This is a genomic window from Leptospira mtsangambouensis (genome assembly GCF_004770475.1).
GTDB lineage: Bacteria > Spirochaetota > Leptospiria > Leptospirales > Leptospiraceae > Leptospira_A > Leptospira_A mtsangambouensis.
Map to the genome: position 1 here is coordinate 1120260 of NZ_RQHK01000017.1, position 16128 is coordinate 1136387.

The following is a 16128-nucleotide window of genomic DNA, read 5'->3' on the forward strand; positions in this document are numbered from 1 at the left end:
TATCTTAACTTTGCAACTAGTCCCTGGATGCGCAAGCGAGTTTCTTAGGTAGTATCCACATTTGCGGACATCCTCCATTGGAGAACAACGGAAGTGATGCGATCATAATCGTATGAACCGTTGCATGTTAAAAGTTTGGTTTCTTTGTTTCGGATTTGTATTGGGATTTTACGGATGTTCTAATTCAAAAAATTTTGAGACAAGATCTGAGTGTCTAGATCGATGTGTTCGCGAACAATATGTCTGTGCCTTGGCTGTTGCACCACAACTAGACAATGCTACTGCGACAACAATTGCTTGTGTAGCCATGTATAAAATGTGTTACGACAAATGTCCTGTCCCTTCCACTAGCAGCTCTTCTACGACAAGATACAGTAGTTCTTCTGGTCGCGGTTCCGGAAACAGCGGTGGGGGAAACTCCAGTTCTGGATCCGGGTCTGGTTCCGGAAGTGGTAGCGGTAGTGGTTCCGGTTCTTCGGGAGGAGGTAGTTAGGTTAGGAACCAGTTTGTCTGTAAATGATTTTGGCACCGATCTGCAAATTTTTATATAAATCCAAAAAGATTTGGTTTGGGACCATTCCTTCCAGATCTCTTGAAAATTCTGGACGAAGCCTTTTTAAAAAATACATTCCAAGTTCACCTTTGTTTTTGGCTTTTACTTTCCCTCTATATTCACATTCAAAGAAACGTTTCACTTTATCATATGTGGTTTCCGAAAGATTAATTTCTCCTGCATCACCAGAACTTTCCATACGACTTGCAATGTTCACAGTGTCCCCCCAAACATCATAAGCGAATTTGGTTTTTCCAACTACACCTGCTACGACAGGACCAGTATGGATTCCAATTCTGATTTCCCAAAAGTCCTGACCTAACATCTGTTTGAATGACTTGATTTGTGTCATAAAGGATTTGATTTCCATTGCAAAAAGGCAAGCATCTACTGGATGTGTGAAGTTACCTTGTGGGATTCCACCGGCAGCCATATAAGAGTCACCAATGGTTTTTAGTTTTTCAAAATTATGGCGAACAGCGATATCATCAAACTGAGAAAAACAACCATCCAATTGTTCAATCAGATCTTCTGGCGAAAGTGATTCTGCTGCTAGGGTAAAATTTTTAAAATCCGTAAATAGAATACTGACAGATTCATATTCCATTGGAACCACTTCACCTCGTTCAATCAATTCATCCGCTAAATCTCCCGGTAAAATATTCCGAATGAAATGAAGTGTTTTTTCTCGTTCTTTTTCTAGATCCCGCCTAAGATTTGCATTGTGGATGGCACCTGCAACCTGTTCACAGAAAGAAATGATTTCTGCAAATTCATCTTTGGTCCAATCTTGTTCTCTTGTGAGGCGAGTGACACAAATAATGCCAATGGTCTGGCCTTGGACTACGAGTGGGATTTGCCCAAACAGTTCTAATTTGAAACTATCCACGATGGATGTATCAATGTTTGTAAGTTGTTTCCACTTTAAGGATTTTTTTAAGTAAACCGGTTTTTGTTTTTCGAATGTTCTGTAAAGCGAACCTATGTTTGGTGAAAGTGCAGTTCGGAATGTTCTAAGGAAATTGGTAACAAGGAGACCTTTGTTAAAAACTTCTGCCCCTTCCATAAGAGGTACAAGTGAATTTGTTTTTGGGTCAACGAGTAAAATAAATCCCAACTCTACTCTATGGTTAACTTTGAGATAGGAAAATACTTCTCTAGCAATGTCTTCAATTTGTGAATATGAATTGATCCTTCGGTTGAATCGGTGTAAGTTTTCTAATTTTAGTCGATTGGACTCAATGTTTTCCTTCTCTCTTTGAATCGTGATGTTCCCTTCTTTGAGTTCATTGAGTAGGTAACCAGTTTCAATTGTACCTGCAATATAATCAGCAATGATTTTGATTTGGTTCAGTTGTTGTTCTGATAGTCCAAAATTTCCTGAATAATCTAATAAATCGAGTGTTCCGATGAATTTATTTCGTAAGTATAGTGGTACGATGAGAAGGGATTTTAAATTTGCCGATTGTTTGTTCGCAAGCTCAACTCCTTCCGTTTTATATGATTCGAAATCTTGGATATAAAAACTTCGTTTGCGTTTTCGAACATAAGCATGTGCATACATAGTAACGTATGAGTCGGAAACTGGAATTTTTCTTTCCATAATTTCTTCTTTAACTTTGTCCGTGAGTTCTTCTGGAAAATTGCTGTGAAAAAATTCGAGTGCTTCTAATTCTTCTTTGTAAACATATAATAAATAGTGAGGGACTTTGAATTTTTCCCGAATGTAACGTCCTAAAATTTTGAGAATATCTTTTAAGTCTGAAGCAGAATTGATTTCTCTTAGGAGCCCATCTAAGTCGGATAACTGAGCATACGAGTCAACGAGTTTGTCTGAGAATTCTTCTGAGATGGATTTTGTGCTGATGAGTTCTTTTTCTTTTTTTTCTAAATCTTCTTTTAATAATTTAACTTCAGCTTGGTATACGATGATCGTATTTTCTTTGTCTTCTTTTTGTTTGTATAATGAATACATTCCGTATAGAATGCATACAAAAAGAATGGCGATGGCGACAAGGGCATAGATCATTTGATTAGAATCTTTGCTCCCCGTTTTTGTTGTGTATACAATCTCCCAAATTTTTCATTTGGTGTTGATCCTGTATCATCAGATAAATCAGGTTTTAAAGATAACAATTCATAAATGGGGACTTGATCTCCTTCGTAGGTATTGATTTGTCTTTGGTTCCCTATATGGAAGAGTCGTTTTACTTTTTCCATAGTTTCTTGAGAGATATTGATTGGAACCCCAACTCCTCCTCTTCGAATTGCCTGGGTTTGTGTTACCGTTTTTCCCCAAACATCATAATTGAACTTTGATTTCCCGATGACTCCCGCAACTACGGGACCCGAATGGATTGCAATGGTAATTCCATTCGGACGAAAAGGAATGTCTTTGAAATCTTCGATCATTCGCATTACTTCGTCTTTGATTTGTAAGGCGGCAAGACAAGCATCAACAGCATGTGTAAAGTTTCCAACAGGAAGTCCTCCTGCTGCCAAATACATATCGCCTGTCATCCGAAGTTTTTCCATCCCTTGTGCTTTGATGATTTCATCAAAACGTGAAAAATATAAATCTAATCCTTCGATAAGTTCTTCCGGAGTGAGTTGTCCTGTGATTTGGGAAAATCCGGGGAAACTAGTCAAAAGTAAGGTGACATTTTCAAATTCAACAGGGTTGACTCTGCCTTTTTTTTGTAATTCTTCTGCTACGTTTTTAGGAAGGATGTTTAATAAAAGAGAATCGGATCTTTGTTTTTCTTCTTCAATTTTTTTAAGTAAAAAGTGATTGTTGATGGCACTGGCAATGTGTTCAGAAACACCTACAATGGAATTCACTTCATCTTTATTCAACTGAATGTTTTCATCTCCAATTCCATAGACAGCCATCGCAACCACTTCGTCATTGTTCACAAGTGGAGAGATTAAAAACCCATTCATTCCCGATCTTTCTGTAATTTGTTTGTCAATGGCAAACGGGAGTGACTTTGGAACATGTTTCATATAAAAATGTCGTTTGCGTTTGTAACATTTGTAAACGAAACCACTTTCTTCTCGGAGAGGAAACCGAAGAGATTTAAAGTAGTTTATATTTTCATCCACTAATAGATCAAACCCTGAGTGATTTAGATAACGAAACTCATTGTATTCTTTATCTAAAAAATAGAGGACACAGTGTTCGATTTTATAGTTTTTTCGAATGAATCCGAAAATTTCTGCGAGAATGTTTTCTAAATTGTTTTGTGAGTTTACGTTTTTTGCAAACTCATTCATTTTTTGGATCTCTGCTTTTGCCTGTTCTGATTTTTTGCGTTCTTCTTCTGTGATTTGTAACAATAAAGAGTTTTGGATGGCTCCCGCAATTTGATCACAAAATCCTGAAATGCGACGAAGGACTTCTCTCGTGACTTCCAATGGTTTTTGGAAAGAAGTGAAATAGGCCATACCGATCACTTCGTTTTGAACCACAAGTGGAACCGCAACGAAAGAAGTAAGACTTAGTTGTGAAAAAATCTGTTCATCTAATTCGGATTCGTATCGTTTAGGAGGTTTGGGAACAAACAAAGCTTTTTTTCTAAGAAAAGTTTTATATATGATCCCTCCTTTTTCATTTAGCGGGACCCTGATTGATTTTGCAAATAACAACTGTTCCTCTGTCGCATAAGTAGGAATGGTAGTGTTATAGGTATAAAGTTCGTTTTTTTTAGGATCAATGAGTTGGAGGAGAGTTGCTTCAATTTCAAATGTTTTTAGAATGTAGTTAAACATCTCTTCTATGATTTGTGAGAGACTTGATTCAGAGTTTATTTTTTTTGTGAATTCGTTTAACTTAACAACCTCATTTTTAGCATTTTCCATTTGCATTCTGGAGTTTTCAGCAATGAATTTTTCCCGGTTCATTTCTTCCACAAGAATGGAGTTGGTAACAGCAGTTGCAATATTCTCTGCAGTGTTTTCGACTAACTGGAGTTGGGATCTAGAAAAACTTCTTCCTTTTTGTTCACTAAAGAGGGCTAACATGGCGATTACTTTACCCTGAGAACTGAGAGGGATGATCATACCAGGGTGTTTTCCCACCATTTGGAGAAATTGTTGGTTGGATTCGGTAAGACGTGATTCCCAGACTTTTGCAAATCGGAATGGACGATTTCTTTTGTAAACGTGATAAAAAATTCCAGCACTTGAGTCCAAAGCAAAACTCATACCATTTAACTTTGATTCAAGTGACAATCTTGAGTTGGAAGAAAAAACAGATTTATGGTAAGTGAGTTTTGAATTTTCAGCATCCACAAGAAGTAAAATCATGGAATCACAAAATACTTCTTCATTTAAGTAATCAAAAGCTTTTGTAAGAATACTATCTAGTTCAAGAGATGTGTTTAATGTTTTTGCAAATTCATTTAGCCTTTCTATATTTGCTTTCGAATTTTCTAATTCCTGTGTTCTTTCTACAACAATGTCTTCTAGTCCTTCTTTTAAGATATTGAGTTCTTTGTTGGATACTTCTAATTTTTCTTTAAGTTTTTCAATAGAAAGGTAAGCCCTTGTAAATCCATACGAAAGAATATAGCCTTGGAATAAAATAAATCCTAAAAATCCAAAGGGAGTTATGTTCATTGTATTGATGACATTGTTTTGATAAAGAATGTCATGGACGACAGTTCCAAATACAAAACTAAAACCGATAAGAGAAAGGCCTGCACCCACTGTGTCTGACCTGTAAGCCATGATGATCGCAATGGTGATTCGAACGCAGACTAAAATCAAAAAAATTTGGAAAAAATGAATTTGGGCACTGAAGGTAGCCACTGGCAAAAATAGGGAAACAAGAAATGGAGTACTCAGAACATTTAAAACCCACATCGTCTTTTTTCCCACAGTATTGGGAAATACCAAACGGTAAAAATAGGCAAAAACAATGGTGGCAATGTATATGGTTGCAAATTCCAATCGGATGAGAAAATCCATTGGCATGTCAGGAAAGATGTTTAAAATATTTCTTTCGCCGATCGTTAGAAGTCGCATAACGATGAGCAAACTAAATAAAGATATAAAAAGACTTGCTTTGTCTTGCCTGCGCATAACAAAAAGTCCCAAGTGGTACAAAGCCCATAAAAAAATACTACCAGCAAGAAAAGAAGTAATTTGGTAGCTGCGATTGACTTTGTCATATAACATCCGTCTTTCGCCGATTTCCATACTTTCCCAAAATCCACCCTTGGAATAATGAAAATTGGAAATTTCATACACGATTTCCGTTTCACCTGACAGGGATTCTAAATCCAAAAGAACAGATTTATAGGATGGTTCAAAGTAATTAGGATTGATTCCAAAACTTCCTTGTTCCACCACCAGTTTGCCGTTAATGTACAAGCGATAAGCAGAGGAGAGGTCTAAGTTGTGAAAGGCTAGGGTGGGTGTGTTTTTTGGAAAAAGGACTTTTAACTTATATGTCGCATAACCAAATCCGCCGAGAGTTTCACCAAACCAATCCACACCTTTCCAATTGGATGGTACTGTTTGGTAGATGTACTTAGGTTCCCTTCCCAATTCAGTGTCAATTTGAATGCCTTTGTTCGTTTGTTTCCAATAAAATTCCCATTCTCCGTCAAGAGTGATGTTTCCATCTTTCGAAAAGTCCCATGAGGACAAATCCATCTTTCCTTCCTTTGCAATTGGTTTGTTGCGATTGACTTCCGTGCAGGCGGAGAATCCAAAGAACATACAAAACAGGAATATTAAAATGAATCTTTTCTTCATAGGTAGGCACTAAGGTTAAGAACTAGTGACAGAAAAGAAAAGGAAAAATTCAAGTATAACTTACTTTTATTTCTGAAGGAGAAACGTATTGGTGAAGTGCCGATGACATAAGTTCTAAAATTTCTTCCGTTTCTAAATTTGAATAGGAAACAATTTTATCTTTTTTTTCAAAAGCATGAAATAAAATGGAAGAGTCCTTTCTTACATCCATCATTCTCTTTAAAAAATCAATATTCATTCTAAATCCACCAATACTGATGTCAACCAGGCCATCTATTTTTAGTTCTTTCCCTAATGTATCAGCTAACGATTGGTAATGGGTTTTCCAATTCGGAACTCTTAAGATTGGATCAATACAAATTCGGACCTTCCATCCGTCTTGGATTGCTTGGTTGATAACCTTGATTCTTGTGTGGAGTGGTGGAGTCCCATGTTCTATGGTTTCAATGATGGCTTGTGGACTGATGGTCCAAGCCAAAATAACATTCGGATTTGGTGAGAATTTTGCAATTTGACTGTAGTTAGTCGACTTTGTGCGAATTTCTAAACTTAATCTTGGTTCGGTTGCGGCAAATTCTAACCAGGCTTTGGTTGCAGGGAAAAATGACTCCAAAGCCAAAAGGTCGGTATCGTATGACAAAGCCAAATACAGAGATTGATTTTTTTCTATAAATTCTTTTGTAGCATCAAAAAAATCTTCCCAATTGACAAATAACACAAGATTGGCGGAAGGAAACATTCCTTGTAGGTAACAATATTCGCAGTCATAAATACAATTGAGAGCGATTGTATTATAATAAAAATGTGGATGAGAGAAGTTAGGTGAAAAATCACTTCCAGGATAAAGAAAATGTTCTTTTTTTTCTGCCAAAATCAACTTAGGAGTTTCTTTTTGGACCCGAAAGTTTTGGGAATTTCGATTAAAACTATCTTTGTAATGTCTGATGGGAATAGGAATGGCATTGGGAAAACGTTTTAATATTTCTTTGGTCCTCCAATGATCACGAATCCCATCTTCAATATAAATATGAGAGAATGACTTAAACATGTAGAGACTCTCTCCACTGTTCAAAGAATTCTTTGAGATCAGATTTTGATTTTAAATGGATTTTAAGAGATTCCTCTGGAAAAGGAAGAATTGTATTTGGATTTCGTAATCGAAAAAACCGAATCGATTTTTTTAAATCATGTTTCATTGTTTCTGTTAGGCGAAGGTTTTGGATGAATGCTTCAACCAATGGCCAATCAAAAGTTTCAATTGAATCAATTCCTGTCCAAGGGAGGGGGGAAGTCCATTCATCAAATAGTCCTTCCATCTTTTCTGCCATCATGGATTCTACAGTTTCTGCCTTACAAAAGGTTCCTTCCAGATGATCTGAAACTAATTTTCCAAGAGAAATATTTTCTAATGGAAAGTATAAAGAGGCAGCCTCAAAAAAACCGGACCCTTCCATATCAATCAATTGGATTCCTTTTAACTCCTCTTGTGGGAGAAATAAAAATCGGTCAGAATTTTCATTTTTGGTAATGGGTCTGTCAAATGTGGTTAAAGTTGTTTCTTTTGTGAATTTTGATTTTTCAATTCGATCTGGATAAAAATCTCTTTTTGTTGCTGCATCGGTAATTTTATGAATCCAGAAAAAATCACCTAACGAAAGTTCGTTATTATTTGAACCTGCAATTCCTAAATTCCAAATTTTCATTTGGTTTCGATCTGGTTTCGGAAGAATGTGGGCAAATTCGGAAACAGCCAATGCAGCAGAAAGTTTGCCTGTTCCAGAAATAATGATATAATGATCTTCTTTTTGGAAAATTCGAAATTTCCCCAAATGGGAAATGGGTTTCGCCTGTAGTTTTGTGATCCAAGGTTTGGCCTCGGAAAGAACAGCGAAAAACAATGCAGACATAGTCTAAACATGAAACAGGGGGGTTCCATGCAAAGAAAAGTTTTGTTTGCCATTTTTCTCTTAATCGGTTTCCATATCTATGCTGGAGGAAAAAAGATGTCATTCCACGATTTCAAATCTGTATCCATCCAAGGAAAAGACGTTTCCCTTTCTGAATATAAAGGACATCCCGTCCTAGTCGTAAACGTTGCGTCTAAATGTGGTTATACGCCACAATATGATGGACTTGAAAAAATTCACCAGTCTTACAAAGACAAAGGATTAAAAGTCATAGGGTTTCCTTCGAATGATTTTGGTGGCCAAGAACCAGGAACCGAAACCCAAATTGCCGAGTTTTGCAAACTAAACTTTGGGGTTAGTTTTGATCTGATGAAAAAAACAAAAGTTTTGGGAAATGATAAAGATCCAATATATCAATTTTTAACAGAGAATGCAAAAGAAAAAGGGGATGTGAAATGGAACTTCGAAAAATTCCTCATCGATAAAAATGGAAATGTTGTGGGGAGATTTCCTTCGGGAACCAAACCGGAATCTGCGGAGTTAAAACAAGCCATTGAAAACCTTCTTTAATCGATTTCTTTTTTCGTTTTGTTGTGTTTCTTTTGGTTTTGGGATTTCTGCTGAGGAAGTAAATTCAACCGTACAAATTGTTCGGACATCCACGGCAGAGACCGTAACCATTTCCGATATTCTGAAAGAAACTTCTAAATACAATGTCATTGTTTTGGGGGAGGAACATGACAACCAAGATCTCCATCGTTTTTATGAATCTTTGTTTAAAGAAATCTCTGACCAAGAGCCAACTTCTTTGTCTTTGGAAATGTTAGAACAAGACGGGCAAAATATTGTAAACGAGTTTCTAAGAGGAACCATTACCGAGTCACATTTTTTATCTTCAACCTCTCATTGGAAATCGTTTAAAACCGACTACTTACCGTTAGTTTCTATCGCAAAAGAAAAAAAATACAATGTTGTTGCTGCAAATCCTCCTCGTCGTTATGTAAATCTAATTTCAAGAAAAGGTTTGGCTGCTTACCGTGAGTTTTCTGATTTAGCTATTGCCTATATACCTCCTGCTTATAGTTTAGAAAAATATCTAACGGAAGATTACAAACAACGGTTAACTGCTTTGTTTGCCAGTGGACACGGAGTGAGTCACGGACCTACAAATCAATACTTGGTTCTTGGCCAGGCAACTTGGGACCAAGGGATGGCCGAATCGATTTCTCGGGAATTCTACAAATCTGGAAAGAAGGTGGTCCATTTGAATGGTCGATTTCATTCCGATCGTAAGGGTGGTGTCGTCCACAGACTACGAGAAATGGGACTTTCTGTTCTTGTGATCTCCGGGTTTGCCAAAGATCGAGAAGAAAGCCAGGATTTTGTGAAAATCGCTGATTTTGTAATTTTAACAAACGTCCGATAAGAATAGGGAGATCCTATGTCGGCACCTTCTCCCAAATACCTTTGTCCACATTGCCAAAAGGCATCTCGGTTGCCAGAACCAATTCCAAGAGAAGGGAAGTTCCAGCTAACATGTGCTCATTGTAGCGAAAAAGTAATTCTCAATTTTACGGATTATCGTTTCGAAATTTTGCAAGTGGTTTCGAGGGAACCTTCGGTTTCTGATGCGGCCCAATCTTTCCAACCGTTTAAAATTCCAACTCCATCCATTTCCAAATCAAATTCTTTAAAAGAAAAATTAGAACCAAAATCAAAACCTTTTTGGGAACGAAAGGTGGTTTTTGAAAGAGAACCGGAAGAACGTAAGTTCAAACCAAAACCTTTGAAACAAAGGATCACCTCGGGAAAAGCGAAACAATCAACTCCTTCTTTTTGGAAAATCACTTTTGCTTTCACCTCGATTTGTCTTTTTTTAATGATCCTTGGTTTTTCGTACTTTGTTGCGGGAGTTCTTTCCACTAAAAAAGAAGTTCCTTTGTATTTGGAATCATTATCTAAAAACATTCCTACAAAAATTTTAGATCGTAATGGGCAGATGGTGAGTGAAATTTTCCAAAAAAGAACTTCCACCTTACGTTTGCAAGACTATCCAGAGGATATGATTTCCATACTTTTGAATATTGAAGATCAAAAGTTTTTCTTTCATGGTGGAATTGATTATTCTGCAATTCTTAGAGCATTTTTTAAAAATATTGTAAATTTAAGTTATAAACAAGGTGCCTCCACCATTACACAACAGTTAGCAAGGATTATCCTTGATGATCGTCGTAAAAGTTTGAATCGAAAGTGGCGAGAAGCCCAACTGGCTTTTGCTTTGGAGTCAGTGTTAACCAAAGAACAAATTTTAGAAATGTATATGAACCATGTTTATTTAGGTCATGGTGCCTTTGGATTTGGTGAGGGAATTAAATTCTATTTTCAAAAAAATCCAATGGAGTTGAGCAAAGAAGAAATGGTGTTACTCGCATCACTTCCTTCCGCACCTAACAAATATTCTCCATTAAAAAATCCAGAAGATTCATACACACGTGTTCGTGCCATTTTACAGATGTTTCGGAATCGAGGCATTTATCCTAATTTAGATCGTGAAAAGTTTGTTAGTTTTTATCATAATCTATCCACTCGTTCTCCGAATGAAACGGTTTTTGGTTCGAGGCAAGACATTGCTCCTTATGTGACTGAACATGTGCGTGGAATTCTTTCTTCTTTAGAAGGGGATAAGAATATTTATGAAAGTGGTGGGTATACGGTAGAAACAACTTTGGACCGAGGTGCCCAAGAACTTATTGGTCCAATTGTTCGTGAATATTTAACAAAATCCCGGAAGTCAGGGAAAATTCAAAAAAAACGGATTCGAGTAAAGCCGGAATCATCTTTAGATTTAGCATTTCGACAAAGGATGGAAGAAGTATCTATTTTAAACGAACTAGTATGGAATACGGATAGTTTGGAATCTGAAAAAGACACTAGTGCCGTCCAGGCTGCAATTGTTGGAATACAACCAAATACCGGTCAGGTGTTATTTTTGCATGGTGGTGAAGAGTTTAATTCGCAGAACCAATTCAATCGCGCCACCCAAATGCGGAGACAAACTGGAAGTTCCATCAAGGCCGTGTTATATGCCTCTGCGATTGATGCCGGTGTGATCCAATCTGGTACAAGAATTTTGGATGCTCCTTTGTATTATCGTGGCGGTGGTGGAAAAGAATGGGCTCCTGAAAATTTAGGAGGAAGTTTTGATGGCGAGATTTCTCTTCGCACAGCACTTGTAAAATCCAAAAACACCGCAGCAGTTCAAGTTGCAGAACGATTGGGTAGTGCAGGCATTGAACGTTATTTTACAAAATACTTTTTTCCAAATGATTCAGAAAAGAAAAATCGATACAGAGGTGATTTGTCTTTGGCTCTGGGAACTTTAGAGATTTCTCCTTTGGAGATGGCATCCGCCTTTACAGGTTTTGTCAACCAAGGCACAGTCAAACGTCCTTATCTCATCCAAAGAATTAAAAATGCAAAAGGTGTGGTTCTGTATGAAGTGGGTGGAACTGATGAGTTTAAATTAAAACTCCCACCAGAGCGCCAAGTGATTCGTCCTGATACTGCAGAAGTGATGGTATCTTTATTACGTGACAGTGGTCGTGCCAGTGGAGTCAGAAACGGTGGTTATGTGGGAGATTTAATCGGCAAAACGGGAACTACGAATGATTACAAAGATGCTTGGTTTGTGGGAGCAAGGCCCGATTTAGCATTGGCCGTTTGGGTTGGTTATGACAATCCAAAATTTGGAATGGGTCCGAGCGGACTTGGTGGAGCAGTGGCCGCTCCACTTTGGGGAGAAATTGTATCTTCTATTGATAAAAAAAATATAATTCCCAAAATCCAATTCAGCCAACCAGTTTATGCAAAACCATATAAGATCTGTTCGTTGACAGGAAAACAAGCAGGTGCCAATTGTCCAGTGGCAAATGAGTTGTATCTTTCTGATTATCCCCCCGAGGGAATTTGTACAGAAGACCATAAAGCAACACATTCAGAAAATAAAGATTTGATGAAAGGGTTGTATTAGATGAAAAAGATTCAGATTAGTTTGATTCGTTTCGTTTTGCTTTTTTCTTTGTTTGGATTTTCTTCATCGATATTTGCAGATTCTTATTATGAAGCAGGGTATGAGATGGAACAATTGAATACTCTATTTGCCATTCCTCTGTATGAAAAAGCATTAACACAAAAACCATCTGGAAAATTACAAAAGGCAGTGGTATCCAGACTTTTCTTTTTGTATAAAAAACATGGAAAGTTACTGGATGCATTGTTTTTAGGAAGTAAATTTCCCTCTCTCATCCCTTCGAAAGAAAGAGGTTGGATTTGGACTCATTTGGCAGAAATCTACAAACCGATCGGGGTTGCCGAACTCTCTGTAACCTACGTACACGCAGCCAAAGCCTCTGCGGATAAATTTACGGAATTATCAGAACACCTAAAACTTGCCAACTCACAAAAGTTATATGAATTTGCTTCCATCATTCTTTTGAAACGCAAACAATACAAAGTGATTTTATCGATTTATGCGGAAAACCAGGCAATGGCAAAAACTCCATTATTTATTGGGATTTCTGAATTTAAAATTGGAGCCGATTCCGGTAAGGAATTTTTGAAAACCATTTTGGGTGAATCTGAATCAGAAAGATCAGACCAAGAAAAATCGGATGTTCTGTATTTGATGGGAGTGTACTACCGCCAAACAACAGAATACGATTTGTCCGCAAGATACTTTCGGATGAGTGGAAGTTTTGGATCCAAACCAAGAGCGGATTTAGAAACCACCAAGTCTCTGGTTTTAAAAGGAAATGCGAAAGAGATGTGTTCGACATTTAAATTTTCACCGTCCTCCACAGATGAAATCGAAACTCTTTTGCATTTTTATTGTTCTCCCAATCCAAACAATTCTTGGAAACCATATGAACCAAGCATTCGGATTTTAGCCGAAAGAGAAGGGAATGAATTTTTAACATTACTCTTTCCGGGGACAAACCAATGAAAAAAAAATCTAATACCATGGGCTTTGTTTTCGGTTTTGTTTTTCTCTTAGCTTCTTCTTTATTCGCTAATTTTTTAGTCACACCAGAACAAACTTTGCGATTGGAACTTGTCGGGTCATCACGAGACCAAATTCGATTTTGCAAACAGAAACCGTTGTTAGTGTTTGGTCGAAATCCGATATCTCCTTCCACGACTTGCCAATTTTTACCAGAAACAGAAGTGGGTTTGGACCAATTTTTTACCGAAGAACTCACTGAAACTGAAGAAACACAATGGGCTTTCTATGATGGATCTGGCAAACAATTGTTTCCAACTGTCTCTTGGGAAGGGCAAGAACCTATGCATTTCATTTCAGTTGTGCGATCGAAACGCGGACAATTTGGAGTGCAGTTGCAAAGGAAAAAAGACGGGGCTTACTTTTTCTATAGAACTAAGATTCAGAACTGGGTGATTTAGCTGGGGATTGGTTTGTGGTGATAAAGACTTCTTAGTTTGGGCAGGGAAGGATTCGAACCTTCGAAGGTAAAACCAGCAGATTTACAGTCTGCCCTCGTTGGCCACTTGAGTACCTACCCGAAGAAGTTGCATGGAGCCGCCTGAGGGATTTGAACCTCCGACCGGCTGTTTACAAAACAGCTGCTCTACCACTGAGCTAAGGCGGCATGCATATCCAATTTTTGGGAAAAGCTGTTAAGGTCAAATAAAAATTCTTTGAGTGGAGATGGTTTCTTTCAGAATGACAGGAGATGGCACTATTTTGGGTCAATTCTCTGATGACGATCTCCCTAATTGGATTTTATTTAGGGTATTTTTTTCGAAAGAGAGACCAAAAACTCCATAGGTTCTTCAATTCACTTGGGATTTTGGCAAATCTCACCGCTGCTGTTTATCTCTTGAGCATGAAATATTTGTTAGGTGGCGTTACTTTACACCAAATTTATCCAACAGCACCGGAAACCATCATCCATATCCACAGGTTTTTTGCAGCCATTGCCCTTGTCCTAATGTTGTGTATGGGATATTTGGGGTGGAAAAGAAAACGTAACTTACACGTAAAATTGCATTACATCTTTTTGCCATTGTACACGATTGTTTATATCTCCGGTCTGTTTTTATTTCAATCAAAACCGCTTTAAGGAATGTTCATGGAAAAAATTGAAGTCGCTAAGAAATTTGCAAAAGATATCCGAATCCAAGTCATCAAAATGGTTACGGCTGCCAACTCTGGTCACCCAGGTGGTCCCCTTGGTCTTGCTGATATCTATGCAGCACTCTATACTTCTATTTTAAATCATGATCCCAAAAATCCTGAATGGGCAGAAAGAGATCGCCTCATTCTTTCTAACGGCCACGTTTGTGCCGTACGTTATGCATCTATGGGACTTTCTGGATATTTCCCTGTAGAAGATCTTTTGACATTTCGTAATATCAATTCTTATCTCCAAGGACACCCTTCCACTCGTTATATGAAGGGAATCGAGTCTAGTTCTGGTTCTCTTGGACAAGGTCTATCTGTATCAGTGGGACTTGCACTTGGAGCAAAATTAAAAAAAGAGACATATAAAATTTATACATGCATCTCTGATGGTGAATGTGGTGAAGGAATGACTTGGGAAGCAGCACAATCTGCTGTTCACTTCAAAACAGACAACCTCATTGCTTTTATGGATCGTAACTACATCCAAATTGATGGTAATACTGAAGAAGTAATGAAGTTAGAACCATTAGATAAGAAGTTTGAGATGTTCGGTTGGAATGTAATCAATGCAGACGGACATAATATGGAAGAAATCTTTGCTGCATTTGCAAAAGCAAAACAACATACAGGTGGACCAACTCTCATCGTCTTTAGAACTATTTTAGGAAAAGGTGTTTCTTATATGGAAAACAATCCTAAATGGCATGGAACACCTCCGAACAAAGAACAAGAAGCGCAAGCACTCGCAGAATTAGTATAATCTTTTAGATTCGATTGACATTTCTGTTTTTATATAGATAGTTTTTCTATGGGACAAACTTCTTTTCCTGATTTTTATCCAGACGATATCACTCGTTTATTATATGATTGGGAAATTGCTCCTCCTGAAAAAAAACGTTTTTTATTAAAACTCATCGCATCTCGTGTCCCATGGCAGATTCAAGTAGAGTCTGCCTTAGAAGAAGTAAAAGATCCTTACCTTCGAGTACAAGCTCGTAGTTTAAAATCTGAAATCACTCGTCACAGACTTCGTCATTCCTTCTTCAAACTCACGTTACGTGGGAATACAAATCATTATAAAGATTTAGAAGAGATGTGTGTTCAACTTTCTAGTATTGGTTTTCCTGACCAAAACTATGCAGAGATCAAACACGAATTAGATCGTATTGCCCTTCGAGTTTCTGAGTTGTATGATGATCATTCTGGATATTTGACAGATGAATTAAAAGTTCAAATCCTTTGCCAAGTTTTATTCCAAGAAGAAGGATTTGTTGGGAATATTCAAAATTACAATGACCCAGGAAATTCTTATTTATATCAAGTAATCAAAAGTAGGTTGGGCATCCCAATTTCACTTTCCGTAGTATATTTGTTAGTTGGCCAAAGATTGGGACTTCCTCTTTATGGAACCAATTTGCCACTTCATTTTCTTTTGCAATATGAATCGGAAGGGTATTTTACGTATATCGATCCATTTCATGGCGGTGTTTTATTAGATAAATTCACATGTGAGAAGTTTTTAGAGGCAAATGGATATTCCAATTCGCCTAAGTATTTCACAAAAGCATCCACACTTTCCATGATCAAACGTATGTGCAGAAATTTAATCCATATCTATCGGGACAACCAAACCAAAGAAATGGAAAATATCATTAAAGACCATTTGCAGATTTTAGAAAGTCGATCCACTCATGTGGAATAAT

General features: G+C 37.4%; 12 protein-coding genes and 2 tRNA genes. 8 read left to right on the forward strand and 6 right to left on the reverse strand.

All coding sequences use genetic code 11. The annotated features are described in order from the left end of the window. Positions 1-494: 494 nt before the first annotated feature. Genes EHR01_RS17805 through EHR01_RS17820 form a run of 4 tightly spaced genes read right to left on the reverse strand, consistent with a single transcriptional unit; the run spans position 495 to position 8223 of the window. A complete protein-coding gene (locus tag EHR01_RS17805) occupies positions 495-2582 on the reverse strand; it encodes an adenylate/guanylate cyclase domain-containing protein (RefSeq protein ID WP_135696857.1) in 2088 nt (695 codons plus the stop codon). Beyond that, a complete protein-coding gene (locus EHR01_RS17810; protein WP_135696859.1) occupies positions 2579-6316 on the reverse strand; it encodes an adenylate/guanylate cyclase domain-containing protein in 3738 nt (1245 codons plus the stop codon). Before EHR01_RS17810 ends, EHR01_RS17805 begins: the two co-directional genes overlap by 4 nt. A 49-nt stretch (positions 6317-6365) precedes the next feature. Next, positions 6366-7364, reverse strand: a complete 999-nt coding sequence (locus EHR01_RS17815; RefSeq protein WP_135696860.1) for an SPL family radical SAM protein — start codon at positions 7362-7364, stop codon at positions 6366-6368. Beyond that, positions 7357-8223, reverse strand: a complete 867-nt coding sequence (locus EHR01_RS17820) for a nucleoside phosphorylase-I family protein (RefSeq protein WP_135696862.1) — start codon at positions 8221-8223, stop codon at positions 7357-7359. The genes EHR01_RS17815 and EHR01_RS17820 overlap by 8 nt, the downstream gene beginning before the upstream one ends. 27 nt (positions 8224-8250) lie before the next feature. Here EHR01_RS17820 and EHR01_RS17825 point away from each other — a divergent pair, with 27 nt between their 5' ends. From EHR01_RS17825 to EHR01_RS17845, 5 genes are read left to right on the forward strand one after another with little or no spacing between them, the layout of a single operon-like run. Continuing rightward, a complete protein-coding gene (locus tag EHR01_RS17825; protein WP_269155337.1) occupies positions 8251-8793 on the forward strand; it encodes a glutathione peroxidase in 543 nt (180 codons plus the stop codon). Continuing rightward, complete coding sequence (locus EHR01_RS17830; protein ID WP_135696865.1) at positions 8777-9649, forward strand: ChaN family lipoprotein; 873 nt, start codon at positions 8777-8779, stop codon at positions 9647-9649. Before EHR01_RS17825 ends, EHR01_RS17830 begins: the two co-directional genes overlap by 17 nt. Positions 9650-9664: 15 nt before the next feature. Then, positions 9665-12253: a transglycosylase domain-containing protein gene (locus EHR01_RS17835; protein ID WP_135696867.1), complete on the forward strand. Its 2589-nt coding sequence runs from the start codon at positions 9665-9667 to the stop codon at positions 12251-12253. Further along, positions 12254-13225, forward strand: a complete 972-nt coding sequence (locus EHR01_RS17840; RefSeq protein WP_135696869.1) for a hypothetical protein — start codon at positions 12254-12256, stop codon at positions 13223-13225. It begins immediately after the preceding gene. A gap of 17 nt (positions 13226-13242) precedes the next feature. Beyond that, positions 13243-13683 carry a hypothetical protein gene (locus EHR01_RS17845; protein WP_244310204.1) on the forward strand — a complete coding sequence of 147 codons (441 nt, stop codon included), beginning with the start codon at positions 13243-13245 and terminating at the stop codon, positions 13681-13683. 37 nt (positions 13684-13720) lie between these two features. Here EHR01_RS17845 and EHR01_RS17850 read toward each other — a convergent pair. Continuing rightward, positions 13721-13802: transfer RNA gene (locus EHR01_RS17850), tRNA-Tyr, on the reverse strand. 12 nt (positions 13803-13814) lie between these two features. Next, a tRNA-Thr gene (locus EHR01_RS17855) sits at positions 13815-13889 on the reverse strand. A gap of 84 nt (positions 13890-13973) precedes the next feature. On the opposite strand from EHR01_RS17855, the gene EHR01_RS17860 reads away from it, so the two are divergent. From EHR01_RS17860 to EHR01_RS17870, 3 genes are read left to right on the forward strand one after another with little or no spacing between them, the layout of a single operon-like run. Next, a complete protein-coding gene (locus tag EHR01_RS17860; RefSeq protein ID WP_135696873.1) occupies positions 13974-14363 on the forward strand; it encodes a hypothetical protein in 390 nt (129 codons plus the stop codon). 9 nt (positions 14364-14372) lie between these two features. Continuing rightward, entirely contained in the window at positions 14373-15185 is an 813-nt protein-coding gene (locus EHR01_RS17865; RefSeq protein ID WP_100718239.1) for a transketolase, read from the forward strand. 48 nt (positions 15186-15233) lie between these two features. Beyond that, positions 15234-16127, forward strand: coding sequence for a transglutaminase-like domain-containing protein (locus tag EHR01_RS17870; RefSeq protein ID WP_135696875.1), 894 nt, complete (start codon positions 15234-15236; stop codon positions 16125-16127). The last annotated feature ends 1 nt before the right edge of the window (position 16128 follow it).

What these genes read in the sequence shown, in the direction of transcription:
- EHR01_RS17845 (WP_244310204.1), top strand. Translation starts at nt 13,243, where the DNA reads ATGGGCTTTGTTTTCGGTTTTGTTTTTCTCTTAGCTTCTTCTTTATTC.
- EHR01_RS17835 (WP_135696867.1), top strand. Translation starts at nt 9,665, where the DNA reads ATGTCGGCACCTTCTCCCAAATACCTTTGTCCACATTGCCAAAAGGCA.
- EHR01_RS17825 (WP_269155337.1), top strand. Translation starts at nt 8,251, where the DNA reads ATGCAAAGAAAAGTTTTGTTTGCCATTTTTCTCTTAATCGGTTTCCAT.
- EHR01_RS17840 (WP_135696869.1), top strand. Translation starts at nt 12,254, where the DNA reads ATGAAAAAGATTCAGATTAGTTTGATTCGTTTCGTTTTGCTTTTTTCT.
- EHR01_RS17805 (WP_135696857.1), bottom strand. Translation starts at nt 2,582, where the DNA reads ATGATCTATGCCCTTGTCGCCATCGCCATTCTTTTTGTATGCATTCTA.
- EHR01_RS17820 (WP_135696862.1), bottom strand. Translation starts at nt 8,223, where the DNA reads ATGTCTGCATTGTTTTTCGCTGTTCTTTCCGAGGCCAAACCTTGGATC.
- EHR01_RS17860 (WP_135696873.1), top strand. Translation starts at nt 13,974, where the DNA reads ATGGCACTATTTTGGGTCAATTCTCTGATGACGATCTCCCTAATTGGA.
- EHR01_RS17865 (WP_100718239.1), top strand. Translation starts at nt 14,373, where the DNA reads ATGGAAAAAATTGAAGTCGCTAAGAAATTTGCAAAAGATATCCGAATC.
- EHR01_RS17870 (WP_135696875.1), top strand. Translation starts at nt 15,234, where the DNA reads ATGGGACAAACTTCTTTTCCTGATTTTTATCCAGACGATATCACTCGT.
- EHR01_RS17815 (WP_135696860.1), bottom strand. Translation starts at nt 7,364, where the DNA reads ATGTTTAAGTCATTCTCTCATATTTATATTGAAGATGGGATTCGTGAT.
- EHR01_RS17810 (WP_135696859.1), bottom strand. Translation starts at nt 6,316, where the DNA reads ATGAAGAAAAGATTCATTTTAATATTCCTGTTTTGTATGTTCTTTGGA.